We start from the raw sequence: 13,401 nt of genomic DNA on the forward strand, positions 1-13,401 counted from the left end.
GGATTCCGCACCACTCTCCATGGAACATATCATGAACAAGAATGTCGATTAATGCAACGCCTGTTTAATTCTATCAATAATTCAAAGCACTTATGAGCAACGACGCCCTTGTCGAAATCGTGACAGCGCACCTGATTTCGGTCCGGCATGACCGGCGGCACCACAACCGTGGCTCGACCGCGAAATTCATGCACTGTCACCGAATTCCCTGACGATTTAGAAACTCGCCCCGGCTTCCAGAAGGGACCAAGATCTCTGAGCGGTCGCTTCGGCATAGTTCGCTTGTCGATCCTTGACGCCGGGAGGTGTCGCCGCCGGTCTCGAACCGGATCCCGGCTTCAGGCGCCCGCCGTCCCGCCGCGGCCTCGTCAGATCATGAACAGCAGCGCCGTCACGGGCTTGCCGCCGAGCTCTCCTGTCCACTTGAAGGACTGTGGAAAGGGGCCGACATACCCGCCATCGGCATCGCTATTCCCATTAAAGGCGACGAACGCATAGACCGGCAGCTGCGAAATCGCATTGTCGGTACTTTTCACCGCAGACAAGAAACTTTGAATATCCTGCGCCATCATGGCGAGCGTGGAACAGGTAAAATCAAAGGTGTTCTGATCCATGATCCGACCTCCGCTGCTGACAACAAAGATTTCCTACGGGCTGACAACTGCGATTTCAATATTACGATTTATAGATCAATTTGAGTTCAATTCTCGTACAATTTGGCAGTGCGCGACCGCGTGATCCGCGCATCGCAGTCAGACCGGCTCGGCCCGCCATGGCCAAGGCCGCCACCTGCCGTCGAAGACCCATGCCGCCATCGACGCCCTGGCGGCTCGGCGGCCGGGATGCTGGAGGCCTGGTGAGCAGTCACGCCTCGCGCCGCCACGGCTCTCTGTGCCCAGCGACGAATTCGGAGAATCTTGAGATAAATTCCGCCATTTGACCAGGAATTACTCTCGATATATTTCGTCTTTTATTTCTTTTTTTGGAGGATGGGCAAATGCTCGACGACAGCGCTGCCTGGGATGCTTATTGCCAGCAATACGCCGCCAAATCGGCAACAGCCCAAGATTTCTACAACAACGCGAAGAACGACGTCCAAAACTGGCAGAATGCGAGGTTCATCCTGTACGTCTATCCTGCCGGAGGCGCCGAGCATGGGTTCATCAAGGATTGGTCGGATGACGACGTGGTCCTGTGGTCGTGGACGGGACACCTGAACAGCGGCCTCTCGGTCACGGCCGACCTCTACATCCAATAGATCAAGCCGGCCCATTCCGAGGCCGTCATCGCGATCCCGGTCTTTGCCGGGATCGCGATGTGGCGGGTCAGGCCTCGCTCGGCTTCGCCTCCCCTGCCCCTTCGGCGTGGTGGTCGGCCGCGAGCACCATGTAGACGGCCGGCACCACGAACAGGGTGAAGATCGTGCCGATGGTCAGGCCGCTGGCGATCACCAACCCCATGTTGAAGCGCGACACCGCGCCGGCGCCGGTCGCCAGGATCAGCGGCACCACGCCCAGCACCATGGCGCCCGTGGTCATCAGGATCGGCCGCAGCCGGATCGAGGCCGCGCCCTCGATCGCCTCGCGCTTGCTGCGGCCCGCCTGCTGCAGGCCGTTGGCGACCTCGACGATCAGGATGCCGTGCTTGCTGATCAGCCCCATCAGCGTCACGAGGCCGACCTGGGTGTAGATGTTCATCGTCGCGCCGCCGACGCCGACGCTGATGAAGGCCAGCGCGCCGGCGATCGACATCGGCACCGAGACCAGGATGATCAGCGGGTCGCGGAAGCTGTTGAACTGGGCCGACAGCGCCAGGAAGATGATGATCAGCGCCAGCGCGAACATCTGCACCAGGCCGCTCGATTCCTGCACCGCCTGGCGCGACTGGCCGCCATAGTCGACCGTGTAGCCCGGCGGCAGAGTCTTGGCCGCGAGGTCGTTCAGCGCCGCCAGCGCCTGGCCGGTGGAGACGCCCGGCGCCGGCACGCCCGAGATGGTGGCCGAGTTGAGCTGCTGGAAATGCGAGATCGCGCGCGGCGCCGCCTCGGTCTCGATCGTGGCGATCGAAGAGAGCGGGATCTGCGTGCCGTCCACCGCGGTGATCGGGTAGTTCAGGATCTGGTCGGTGGTCAGGCGCGAGATCTGCTGCACCTGCGGGATCACCTGGTACGACCGGCCTTCGATGCTGAAGTAGTTGACATAGCCGCCGCCCAGGATCGCCGCCAGCGCGCTGCCCACATTGTTCATGGTCAGGCCCAGCTGGGCCGCCTTGTCGCGGTCGATCACGATCTGCGCCTGCGGCTTGTCGATCTGCAGGTCGCGAGTCAGGAATACGAACAGGCCGGTCTTCTGCGCCGCCTGCTGGAAGGCGTTGGCGACGTCGTCCAGCTCCCGGAACCCGCCGGTGGTGCCGATCGCGAACTGGATCGGCAGGCCGTTGCTGCCCGGCAGCGGCGCCGGCTGGAAGGCCACGCTCTGGGCCGCGGCGATCTTGGCGAGGTCCTGCTGCAGCAGCGCCTGGATGGTGCCGGCGGTCCGCTCGCGCTCGTCCCAGGGCTTCAGCACCTGCACCGCGATCGAGGTGGAGCTGCTGTCGATGCCCAGCGTGTGGCCGGTCTCGGGGTAGGCCCGCATCGCCTTGGCCACCTGGTCGGAGCTCGACGCCTTCTGGTCCAGCGACGCCTGCGGCGGGTTGGTGGTCATGGCCAGCACCGCGCCCTGGTCCTCGTTCGGTGCCAGCTCGGTCTGCGCGCCGGCATAGAGGAAATAGATGCTGCCCAGCACGATCGCGGCGAAGACCAGCGCCACCGGCACCGTGTTCAGGCTGCCATGCAGCATGCGCTGATACGGCCGGCGGATGCGCTCGAAGCAGCGGTCGATGAAGTCGGTCAGCCGCTCTTCCCAGCCGCTGCGATCCGCCAGATGCGGCTTCAGCAGGCGCGAGCACATCATCGGCGTCAGGGTCAGTGCCACGATCATCGAGACGGTGACGGCGCCGACCAGGGTGAAGGCGAATTCGGTGAACAGCGCGCCGGTCAGCCCGCCCTGGAAGCCGATCGGCACATACACGGCCACCAGCACCACGGTCATGGCGATGATCGGGCCGACCAGCTCGCGCGCCGCGTCGATCGCCGCCTGCAGCGGCTTCGCCCCCTCCTCGATATGGCGGTTGACGTTCTCGACCACGATGATGGCGTCGTCCACCACCAGGCCGATCGCCAGCACCAGCGCCAGCAGGGTCAAGAGGTTGATGGAGAAGCCGAAGATCAGCATCATCGCGAAGGTGCCGACCAGCGACAGCGGGATCGCCACCACCGGGATGAAGACCGAGCGCGGCGATCCCAGGAACAGGAACACCACCAGCACCACGATCACCAGCGCCTCGACCAGGCTGGTCGCGACCTCGGTGATCGAGCTGGTGACGAAGGCGCTGGAATCGTAGATCACGGTGGCGTTCAGCCCGGCCGGCAGCTGCGCCTGGATGCCGGGCAGCGCCGCCTTCACCCCGGCCACGACGTCCAGCAGATTGGCGGTCGGCGCCACCTGGATGCCGACGAAGACGCCGGTGTTGCCGTCGACCGTCGACCGGCTCTCATAGTCCTGGGCGCCGAGCACGACATTGCCGAGATCCTTCAGCCGGATCACGGCGCCGTTCGACTGCTTGACCACCAGGTTCTTGAACGCCTCGACATCGTGCAGGTCGGTCGAGGCGGTCAGCGTGATCTCGGTCATCCGGCCCTTGGTGGTGCCGACGCCGGAGATGTAGTTGTTGTTGCTGAGCGCGGTGTAGACGTCGCTGGCGGTCAGGCCGTAGCCGGCCAGCTTGTCGGGGTCGAGCCAGACGCGCAGCGCGAACACCTTCGGGCCCAAGAGCTCCGCCGTCTGCACCCCCTGCACCGATTGCAGCTTGGGCTGCACCACGCGGGTCAGGTAGTCGGTGATCTGGTTCGCCGCCAGCACGTCGGAGTAGAAGCCGATATACATCGCGTCGATGGTCTGGCCGACCGAGAGCGTGATGGTCGGCTGCTGCGCCGCCGCGGGCAGCTGGTTGATCACCGAATTGACCTTGGTGTTGATCTCGGTCACCGCGGCGTCGGAGTTGTAGTTCAGCCGCAGGTTGACGGTGATGATCGAGGTGCCGCTGGTCGAGGACGACGTCATGTAGTCGATGCCGTTCGCCTGGGCGATGGCATTCTCCAGCGGCGTGGTGATGAAGCCGGCCACCACGTCCGGGTCGGCGCCGTAATAGGTCGTGGTGACGGTGACGACCGCGTTCTCGGTCTTCGGATACTGCCGCACCGCCAGCGAGGCGTAGGACTGGTAGCCGATCACCACGATCAGCGCGCTGACCACCAGCGCCCACACCGGGCGCCGGATGAACATGTCGGTGAAATGCATGGTGCCGGCGCCTTCAGCTCGGGTCCGCCACGGACGGGTTCGGGTCGTTCGGCGGCGTCACCGCGTTGTTGATCGTGACCGGCGACCCGTTCTGCAGCTTCAACTGGCCGGAGGTGACGACGGTGTCGCCCTCCTTCACGCCCTTGGACACGGCGACCTGGTCGCCGCGGCTGCCGGCGGTGGTGACGAAGATCTGCTTCACGGTCTGCGCCGCCCCTTCCCCGCCCACGACATAGGCGATGTCGCCATAGGGGTTGGAGACGATCGCCGTCGTCGGCAGGGTGACGTAGCGCTGCGGCTGGCCGACCGAGACCGCCGCCTTGGCGTACATGCCGGGCAGCAGCAGGTGGTCCGGGTTGGCGAAGCTGGCCCGCACCGTCAGGCTGCGGGTGCTGCTGTCGACCAGCGGGCTGATCGCGGTGATGGTGCCGTCGAAGCCGCGGCCCGGATAGCCGTCCAGCGTCGCCGTCACCGGCTGGCCGACCTTGAGCTTGGCCAGGGCCTGCTGCGGCAGGGTGAAGTCGAGCAGGATCGGGTCCAGCGACTGCAGCGTGACCATGGTGGTGCCGGCGGCGAGATACTGGCCGAGATCGACCTGGCGGGTGCCCAGCCGGCCGGCGAAGGGCGCCTTGACCGTCTTCTTGTCGATCAGCGCCTGCTGTGCCGCCACCTGGGCCTGGGCCTGCTTCAGCGTGGCAAGGTCGCTGTCGACCGTGGCCTGGCTGACGCCCTGGGCCTTCAGCTGCCTCAGGTCGCGGTCATAGGTGACCTGGGCGTTGTCGGCCGCGGCCTGGTACTGGCGCAGCGTGGCGATGTCCTCCTCCGCCCGCAGCTGCACCAGCGGCGCGCCGGCGGCGACGTCCTGGCCGTCCTGGAAGCTGAAGGATTCGACGATGCCGGAGACCTCGGAGGACAGATCGGCGCCGTTCACCGCCCGGAAGCTGCCCACCGCCTCCAGCCGCTCCTGCCAGTCGCTGGAGGTCGCGGTGATGGTCGACACGGTCTGCGGCGGGTTGCTGCGGGCCGCGATCGCCTGCGCGATCATCTGGCTCTTGAAGGCCTGGAACCCGAAGATGCCGCCCAGGATCACGCCGATCACGATCAGCATGACCGTCATGCGGAGGATCAGCGAAGCCGTTCTGCTCTTGGCCATGTCTGTGTCCGTCGATCAATCGGGCAGGCTGGGGGTCGGCTGCTTGCGGCCGGTGGGGACATCCGTGCGGTTCCACCAGCCGCCGCCCAGCGCCTGGTACAGCGCCGCGGTGTCGCTGAGCCGCGCCGCCTGGGCCTGGATCCGGCTGATTCGGGCGTTCAGGAGCGCGGTCTGCGCGGTCAGCACGGTGGTGTAGGTGGTGGCGCCGGCCTGGTACTGGTTGCGGGCGATGGTCAGGCTGCGCTGGGCCGCCTGCTCCGCCGCCAGCTGCGCCTTCAGCGTGTCGGCGTCGTACTGGATCGCGTGCAGCGCGTCGGCCACGTCCTGGAAGGCCGACAGCACGGTGCCGCGATACTGCGCGGCGGCGACGTCGAAGCCGGCCTCGGCCGCGCGCTTGTCGCTCAGCAGCGTGCCGCCGTCGAAGATCGTCTGCACCACCTTGCCGGCGATGCTCCAGGCCACGGTCCCGGGCGAGAACAGGTCGCCGAAGCTGCTGGCGCTGCTGCCGTAGCTGGCGCTGAGCGTGATCTGCGGCAGCATGTTGGCGATGGCGACGCCGATCTTGGCGCTGGCGCTGTGCAGCTGCGATTCCGACGACCGGATGTCCGGCCGCTGCTCCACCAGCTGCGACGGCAGGCTCAGCGGCAGGTCGGCCGGCAGGGTCAGGGACTTCAGCTCGAAATCGTCGCCCGAGATCTCGCTGGGGAAGCGGCCGAGATAGACGGCCAGCTGGTTGCGCTGCTGCGCCAGCTGCTTCTGCAGCGGCGGCAGCAGCGCCTCGTCCTGCGCCACAGTGGCCTGCTGCGCCGCGACATCGGCCTGCGAGATGCCGCCGAGGGCGAATTGCTGCTGCAGGATGCCGAGGAAGGACCGCTCGGTCCGGATGATCTCCTCGGTCGCCGCGATCTGGGCCCTGAGCGAGGCTTCCTGGATCGCCGCCGTCACCACGTTGCTGGCGATGGTCAGGTAGCTGGCCTCGAGCTGGAAGCGCTCGTAATCGGCCGTGGCCTGCAGCGATTCGATGTTGCGCCGGGTGCCGCCCCAGACGTCGAGGTCGTAGGACACGTCCACCGATGCGGTGGTGACGTTGTAGACCGAGGTCACGGTGCGGGTGCCGCCGGTCGCGGTCACGCCGGTGCTGTTGCTCTGCTCCCGCGTGCCGGAGGTCGAGCCGCTGACGGTCGGGAACAGCGCCCCCTGCCCGGCCGCGACATTCTCCTGCGCCTGGCGCAGCGTCGCCTGGGCCGACTGGATGTCGGGGTTGGCCTTCAGCGCCTCGGCCACCAGCCGGTTCAGCGTGTCGGATCGGAACACCCGCCACCAGTCGCCCGGGATGTCCCGTCCGTTCCGGATGGTCTGCGCGCCGCCGCCCGGCACATTGGCCGAGGCGGTCTGCGCCAGCGCGGTTCCGGGCGTGTACTGGCCGACGCCGGGCGCGGCCGGACGCTGGAAGTCGGGGCCGACCGCGCAGCCCGCCAGGATCAGGGCGGTGAGCGATGCGACGCCCCGCAGAAGATGAGTCTTCACGATGATCGTCAGTCTCGGAAACGGGCGGAAACCATCGGGCCGGCCCGGGTGCGTGGGGGGAACACCGGGCCGGCCCGACCGGTCCGTCAGCCGGCGTCGGGCGCCGGGCGCTCGGCCGGAGGGGCGAAGCGCTGGTCCTGCGGACCGGGACCAGGAAGAGGACGGGGCGGCGGCCCCATGCGGCCTTCGGCCTGCTGCAGCAGGGCGATCTGCTCCGGCGTCAGCGTCCGGCGCAGCGTGGCGATCGCGGATTTGAGCCGCTCGGCGGTCTGGGCGCGGTCGATCACAACGTCGGCCAGGCGCTCGGAGCGGCCGAAGGCGTCCGGCTGCCGGTCGCCGTCGGCGGGCGGGCGGGGCGGCGCCATCAGGGCCAGGAGGGCGCTGGTGTAGTCCCGCCAGGCATCGAGCTGGTCGGCGCGGATGCCGGCGATGGTCTCGAGGCCGGCCAGGTCGCGGGCCAGCTTCATCCGGAAGTCCGGGCGGAAGTCCGGGCGGAAGTCCGGGCGGAAGTCGGGGCCGCGGCGCCAGCCCGGGCCCTTGTCGGGCCGGTCCGGACCGAAGCCGTCGGGTGCCGGCGGCGGGGCATCCGGCGCGGCGGCATGGATCGCATTGGCGTTGACCGGGTCGGCCAGGGCGGTGCCGCCCGGGCTCATCACCGTGCCGAGGGTGAGACCGATGACACCGGCCGTCGCAACACCGATGATGGCGACAGTGGATTTCATCGACAGCCTCGCTCCTGTTGCTGTGAACGAGGCGAAGCTAGGACCGCCGTGTTTCTGCCCTTCGTCCGCCCGTTGCCGAATGTGAACTGCCAGAGGAAATTGGTTGCCCAACGTTGCCGGTCGGCCGCCGGCAATACTCCGTTGCAGAAAACCCATCGCCGCCTGTCTTCGGCGCCGTAATGATCACGACAACAGCCTTGGCGACTTTCCGACAGATGCAGACTTCTCCCCATATCCTTGTCGTGGACGACGATCCCGAGATCCGTCGTCTGCTGGGCCGCTATCTCGACGGCCAGAATTTCCGGGTCAGCCTGGCCGCCGACCGGCGCGAATGCGAGGAACGGCTGGCGGCGGGCCGGATCGACCTGCTGGTGCTCGACGTCATGCTGCCGGACGGCTCCGGCCTCGAGATCTGCCGCGAGCTGAGCCGCCGCAAGCCGCACCTGCCGGTGATCCTGCTGACCGCGCTGAAGGAGGATGTCGACCGCATCATCGGCCTCGAGATCGGCGCCGACGACTATCTGGGCAAGCCGTTCAACCCGCGCGAGCTGGTGGCGCGGATTCGCGCCGTGCTGCGGCGGACGGGGGCCGCCATGCCGGATGACGCGCCGCCGCTGGGCCACTACCGCTTCGCCGGCTTCGTCGCCGACCCCGCCACCCGCCGCATCGTCGACGAGGCCGGCGAGGAGGTGATCCTGACCGGCGCCGAGTTCGAGCTGCTGCTGGCCTTCCTGGAACGGCCCGGCCGGGTGCTGTCGCGCGACCAGCTGCTGGACCTGACCCAGGGGCGCGAGGCCGAGCCGCTGGACCGGTCGATCGACGTGCTGGTCAGCCGGCTGCGCCGTAAGCTGGGCGACGGCGGCCGATTCCAGATCTTCAAGACGGTGCGCAACGGCGGCTACCAGCTGGCGGTCGCGGTCGAGCAGTCGAGGGACCCGGCGTGAACACGCTGCGCGCGCGCATCATCCTGCTGCTGGCGGTCGCCATCATCGCCGTGGTCGGCATCGCCAGCTTCGTCGCCCTGCTGCTGCTGCGCGAGCCGTCGCCGACCCGCACCGTCGAACCCTTCGCCCGGCAGATCCGCCTGATCGCCGACCTGGTCGAGAACGGCATCGGCCCGGTCGACAATCCCGGCCGCGCCGCCGATTTCGAGGTGCATCCGACCCCGGCGCCGGGCGAGGTGGACCGCCGGGCCGAATTCCTGCAGGACGCCATGCGGACCGCCGGCGGCGGACTGGAGGTGATCGTCAGCCGGCAGGCGCCGGGCGGGCTGCCGACCCTGTCGGTGCGGATCGACCCCCGGCACTGGCTGTGGCTGCCGATGCCCGACCTGCCGGTGCCGCAGGGCGTGCCGCTGGCCTTCGCCGGCTGGATGCTGCTGCTGGTGCTCGGGGCGATCGGCATCGCCGCGCTGGCCGCCGACCGGGTGGTCCGGCCGCTGGCCCTGCTGGAGGGCACGATCGGCCGGATCGGGTCGGACGGCGCGCTGCCGGAGCTGCCGGAGACCGGCACGGCCGAGATGAAGACCACCGCCCGGGCCCTGAACCGCCTGTCCAGCCGCCTGCGGGCGGCGATGGAAAGCCGGATGCGCCTGGTCGCCGCCGCCGGCCACGACCTGCGCACGCCGATGACCCGGATGCGGCTGCGCGCGGAGTTCCTGCCGGAGGAGGACCGCGACGCCTGGCTGCGCGACCTGGACGAGCTGGACCGCATCGCCGACAGCGCCATCCGGCTGGTGCGCGAGGAGGTCGAGGGCGGCGATGCCGAGCCGCTGCGCCTGGACCGGCTGGTCGAGACCGTCTGCACCGAGCTGGCCGAGCAGTCCCTGCCGGTGACGCTGCTGTGGGCCGACCCGGTCTCGGTCAAGGCCGGGCCGCTGGCGCTGAAGCGGGCGCTGCGCAACCTGGTGATCAACGCCGCCACCCATGGCCGCGGGGCCGAGGTGGCGCTGGACGTGGTCCGGGTCGGGGACGGCGGCGAAGCCCGCATCGTCATCACCGACCATGGGCCCGGCATCCCGCCGGACCTGCTGGCGCAGGTGTTCGAGCCGTTCTTCCGGGTCGACCCGGCGCGGCGCCAGACGGTGCCGGGCGCCGGGCTGGGCCTGGCCATCGCCAAGGAGATCGTCGACCGCAGCGGCGGCCGGATCGAGATCGCCAACCGTCCCGACGGCGGCCTGATCCAGACCGTGACCCTGCCCGCGAAGGACGCCGCGGCGGGGTGAGGCGTTCGGAGCGGCGCCTTCGGAATTCCCCACGCCGTCATTGCGAGCGCAGCGAAGCAATCCAGGGGCCGGTGCGCACCGGCCCCTGGATTGCTTCGTCGGCTTCGCCTCCTCGCAATGACGGCGAGGGATGGCCCCGCCCCTCTCCCCGAGGAGGGGTGAGGGGTGGCGCCGGCCCATCCGCATCCCTGCTCCCGGTCCTTCGCCGCCCTCCCCGCCTCCTCGAGCCGCTAGGATGGGCCGCCCCGACTCGCGCGGGGCGGGAGGAAGCGCCAAGAATGAACCTGACCCCGTCCGAGACCCACACCATCGTGCTCGGCGCCCTGCTGGCGCTGTTCCTGTCGGCGCTGGACCAGACCATCGTCGCCACCGCCCTGCCCTCGATCGGGCGCGAGCTGGGCGATTTCGAGCTGATCTCCTGGGTCGTCACCGCCTATCTGCTGACATCGACCTGCGCCACGCCGATCCTCGGCAAGCTCAGCGACCTGTACGGCCGCCGGCTGATGCTGCTGGGCTGCCTGGTCGTCTTCCTGGCGGCCTCGGCGCTGTGCGCCCTGTCGACCTCGATGACCATGCTGATCGCGTCCCGCGCCCTGCAGGGGCTGGGCGGCGGCGGGCTGCTGACCCTGGCCCAGACGGTGATCGCCGATGTCGTGGCGCCGCGGGAACGCGGCCGCTACGCCGCCTATTTCGCCACGGTCTGGGCCGGCTCCGCCCTGATCGGCCCGACCCTGGGCGGCGTCCTCACGCAGTATGCCGGCTGGCCCTGGATCTTCTGGATCAACCTGCCGCTGGGCCTGCTGGCGCTCGGCATCGTCGACCGGGCGCTGCGCAAGCTGCCGGTGCCGCGGGTCAAGGCGCGGATCGATTTCGTCTCGATCGCCCTCCTCACCCTCGGCACCGTCGCCCTGCTGCTCGGCCTGTCCTGGGGGGGCACCGCCTTCCCCTGGGCCTCGCCGCCGGTGGTCGCGGCGGTGGCGGCGGCCCTGCTCGGCGGCTGGTTGTTCTTCCGCCGCCAGAACCGGGTGGACGAGCCGATCCTGCCGCCGCGCTTCCTCGGCGACGCCGTGGTCGGGCCGGTGCTGCTGTCGGTCTTCCTCGCCTTCGGCGGCTATCTGGTACTGGCGGTTCTGGCGCCGACCTATCTGCAGGTCGCGCTGCGGGCCGGCACCGGCGAGGTCGGGCTGATGATGATCCCGCTGATGGTGTCCACGACCGTCACCGCCTCGCTGTCCGGCCGCTACATCACCCGCACCGGCACCTATCGCCGGCCGCCGGTGATCGGCCTGCCGGTGGCGATCCTGGCGGCGCTGGCGCTGGCGGCGATGGCGACCCACGCCACGCCGCTGGTCGCCTCCGGCCTGCTGATGATCGTCGGGCTGGGCGTCGGCCCGATCTTCCCGGCCAGCATGGTGGCGGCGCAGAACGCCGCGGCGGCGCGCGACCTCGGCGCGGTGACCGGCGCCGTCGGCTTCTCCCGTGCCCTCGGCGGCGCCATCCTGGTCGCCGCCGGATCGGCCCTGGTGCTGGGGCTGATCGTGGCCTGGAGCCCGTCCGTCGCCTCGGTCTCGGGGCTGGAGGAGCTGGTGCGCCGGCCGCTGGACGAGCCCGAGCGCATCGACGTCGCCCGCGCCTTCGCCGTGCTGTTCGCGGCGGTGGCGGCGGTGTTCGCGCTGAGCCTCGTGACCTATCTGCGGGTCGAGCAGCGGCCGCTGCGCAGCCGTACGCATGGCGGCGCCGAGGGCGGGGCTGGATAGACACATTCTCCGTCATCGCGAGCCCCGCAGGGGCGTGGCGATCCAGGGGTCCGTGCCGCTGGATCGCCACGTCGGCTTCGCCTCCTCGCGATGACGGCTCGGGATGCAGAAGCCTGAGACTCAGGACTCCCGACGGCTTTCCCAGATCGGCTCGGCGGCGAAGCGCTCGACCAGGAAGTCCACCACCGCCCGCACCTTGGGCGCCAGGTTGCGGTTGTGCGGCCAGACGGCGTAGATCGCGCCGAACGGGTTCTCGTATCCGGTCAGAAGCGGCACCAGCCGCCCGGCGGCGATGTCGGGGCCGACGATGAAGTCCGGCGACAGCGCCAGCCCGGCGCCGGCCCGCAGCGCCGCCAGCGTCACCTCGGCGTTGTTGGCGCGCAGCCGGCCGTCGACCCGCACCGTCTCCAGCCGGCCGTCGGGGCCGACGAACTCCCACTCATTCTGGTCGGTGGCGTAGCTGTACAGCATGCAGTCATGCTGCAGCAGGTCGGCCGGGGTGCGCGGCACGCCGCGGCGCGCGAGATAGGACGGCGCGGCGCAGAGCAGCCGCCGGCACGAGGCGATGCGCCGGGCCACCAGGCTGGAATCCTGCAGCCGGGTGATGCGGATCACCAGGTCGAAGCCCTCGGCCACGACATCGACGAAGCGGTCCTCGAACAGCACCTCGATCCGCAGCTCCGGCCAGCGGGCCAGCATCTCCGGCACCAGCGGCGCCAGGTATTCGCGGCCGAAGCTGGCCGGCGCGTTCAGCCGCAGCAGGCCGCGCGGCTCGGCCGAGAGATGGGTGATCGCCCGCTCCGCCTCCTCCACCTCGCGGGCGACGCGCAGGCAGCGCTCGTAGAAATCCTGCCCGGCATCGGTCGGGCTGAGGGTGCGGGTGGTGCGGTTCAGCAGGCGGGCGCCCAGCCGGTCCTCCAGCTTCGCGATCTGCTTGCTGACCGCGGATTTCGACAGGCCCAGCCGCGCCGCCGCGGCCGAGAAGCTGCGGCTGTCGACGACCTGGGCGAAGACGATCATGGCGCCGGGCATGTCCATCGGCGCAAGGTCTACGAGGCGAGGCGCGGGGTCAACGATCCAGCGCCCCTATCCTAGAGTCGCCTGCCCCAGGGTCGCCTGGCGCAGCGCCGCGATGGTCTCGCGCAGGCCTCGGGTCAGCGGCTTGTCGCGGCGCAGCACCAGGCCGAGCTGGCGGGTGAGCCGCGGCGACAGCGGATGCACGGCTAGGCCCGGCGCCTGCTGCACCGACATGGCCGGCAGGATGGCGCAGCCCAGGCCGGCGCCGACCAGCTCCTTGATCGCCTCGACGCTGCCCAGCTCCATCACCGGCTTCAGGCTGATGCCGGCGCGGGCGAACCAGTCGTCGACGATGCGCCGGGTCTGGCCGCCCGGTTCGTACAGCACCACCGGCCGGCCCGCCAGCGCCGCCGGCGTCACCGCCGGCGGCAGGTCGTCCGTCTCGGCCGGGGCCACGGCGACGAACGCCTCCTCCATCAGCGGCGTGACGGCGAAGGCCCGGCCCGAGGCCGGCAGCGCGACCAGGCCGAGGTCGAGCGCGTTCTCCTCCACCAGGCGCAGGACGTCGACGGCGTTGCCGGTCGAGACCACGATCTCCAGCGAC

At 69.5% G+C, this 13,401-nt stretch carries 11 protein-coding genes; 4 read left to right on the top strand and 7 right to left on the bottom strand.

Features of this window, described 5'->3' with window-relative positions; translation table 11 throughout:
- Window positions 1-368: 368 nt before the first annotated feature.
- Window positions 369-614, bottom strand: coding sequence for a hypothetical protein (locus P409_RS12305; RefSeq protein ID WP_034836379.1), 246 nt, complete (start codon window positions 612-614; stop codon window positions 369-371).
- Between the two features lie 383 nt (window positions 615-997).
- Here P409_RS12305 and P409_RS12310 point away from each other — a divergent pair, with 383 nt between their 5' ends.
- Window positions 998-1,258: a hypothetical protein gene (locus tag P409_RS12310; protein WP_034836382.1), complete on the top strand. Its 261-nt coding sequence runs from the start codon at window positions 998-1,000 to the stop codon at window positions 1,256-1,258.
- Window positions 1,259-1,325: 67 nt separating this feature from the next.
- On the opposite strand, the gene P409_RS12315 is transcribed toward P409_RS12310, so the two are convergent.
- From P409_RS12315 to P409_RS36205, 4 genes are all read right to left on the bottom strand, one after another.
- Window positions 1,326-4,397 (bottom strand): efflux RND transporter permease subunit, encoded by a 3,072-nt coding sequence (locus tag P409_RS12315; protein ID WP_034836385.1) that lies wholly within the window; start codon window positions 4,395-4,397, stop codon window positions 1,326-1,328.
- Window positions 4,398-4,410: 13 nt separating this feature from the next.
- On the bottom strand, window positions 4,411-5,550 hold the full coding sequence (locus P409_RS12320; RefSeq protein WP_052120467.1) for an efflux RND transporter periplasmic adaptor subunit: 1,140 nt from the start codon (window positions 5,548-5,550) through the stop codon (window positions 4,411-4,413).
- A 15-nt stretch (window positions 5,551-5,565) separates the two neighbouring features.
- Window positions 5,566-7,077 carry an efflux transporter outer membrane subunit gene (locus P409_RS12325; protein ID WP_238578666.1) on the bottom strand — a complete coding sequence of 504 codons (1,512 nt, stop codon included), beginning with the start codon at window positions 7,075-7,077 and terminating at the stop codon, window positions 5,566-5,568.
- Window positions 7,078-7,163: 86 nt separating this feature from the next.
- Window positions 7,164-7,799 carry a hypothetical protein gene (locus P409_RS36205; protein WP_052120471.1) on the bottom strand — a complete coding sequence of 212 codons (636 nt, stop codon included), beginning with the start codon at window positions 7,797-7,799 and terminating at the stop codon, window positions 7,164-7,166.
- Between the two features lie 242 nt (window positions 7,800-8,041).
- Between P409_RS36205 and P409_RS12335 the strand changes: the two genes are divergently transcribed.
- The 3 genes from P409_RS12335 (at window position 8,042) to P409_RS12345 (ending at window position 11,780) form a co-directional block, all read left to right on the top strand.
- Complete coding sequence (locus tag P409_RS12335; protein WP_430515635.1) at window positions 8,042-8,743, top strand: response regulator; 702 nt, start codon at window positions 8,042-8,044, stop codon at window positions 8,741-8,743.
- Entirely contained in the window at window positions 8,740-10,023 is a 1,284-nt protein-coding gene (locus P409_RS12340) for an ATP-binding protein (protein WP_034836394.1), read from the top strand. The genes P409_RS12335 and P409_RS12340 overlap by 4 nt, the downstream gene beginning before the upstream one ends.
- Before the next feature lie 278 nt (window positions 10,024-10,301).
- Window positions 10,302-11,780 carry an MFS transporter gene (locus tag P409_RS12345; RefSeq protein WP_034836397.1) on the top strand — a complete coding sequence of 493 codons (1,479 nt, stop codon included), beginning with the start codon at window positions 10,302-10,304 and terminating at the stop codon, window positions 11,778-11,780.
- Between the two features lie 120 nt (window positions 11,781-11,900).
- On the opposite strand, the gene P409_RS12350 is transcribed toward P409_RS12345, so the two are convergent.
- The gene (locus P409_RS12350; protein ID WP_034836400.1) at window positions 11,901-12,818 is read right to left on the bottom strand and encodes a LysR family transcriptional regulator; all 918 of its coding nucleotides are present in this window, start codon (window positions 12,816-12,818) and stop codon (window positions 11,901-11,903) included.
- A gap of 48 nt (window positions 12,819-12,866) precedes the next feature.
- Window positions 12,867-13,401, bottom strand: a 535-nt coding sequence (locus P409_RS12355) for a LysR family transcriptional regulator substrate-binding protein (RefSeq protein ID WP_034836404.1), incomplete at its 5' end; no start/stop codon positions are given.

The organism is Inquilinus limosus MP06, assembly GCF_000767795.1.
Classification (GTDB): domain Bacteria; phylum Pseudomonadota; class Alphaproteobacteria; order DSM-16000; family Inquilinaceae; genus Inquilinus; species Inquilinus limosus_E.

Bases quoted from the DNA above. Each gene is read 5' to 3' on its own strand.
- P409_RS12305 (WP_034836379.1), bottom strand. From the start codon at position 614: ATGGATCAGAACACCTTTGATTTTACCTGTTCCACGCTCGCCATGATG.
- P409_RS12310 (WP_034836382.1), top strand. From the start codon at position 998: ATGCTCGACGACAGCGCTGCCTGGGATGCTTATTGCCAGCAATACGCC.
- P409_RS12315 (WP_034836385.1), bottom strand. From the start codon at position 4,397: ATGCATTTCACCGACATGTTCATCCGGCGCCCGGTGTGGGCGCTGGTG.
- P409_RS12320 (WP_052120467.1), bottom strand. From the start codon at position 5,550: ATGGCCAAGAGCAGAACGGCTTCGCTGATCCTCCGCATGACGGTCATG.
- P409_RS36205 (WP_052120471.1), bottom strand. From the start codon at position 7,799: ATGAAATCCACTGTCGCCATCATCGGTGTTGCGACGGCCGGTGTCATC.
- P409_RS12345 (WP_034836397.1), top strand. From the start codon at position 10,302: ATGAACCTGACCCCGTCCGAGACCCACACCATCGTGCTCGGCGCCCTG.
- P409_RS12350 (WP_034836400.1), bottom strand. From the start codon at position 12,818: ATGGACATGCCCGGCGCCATGATCGTCTTCGCCCAGGTCGTCGACAGC.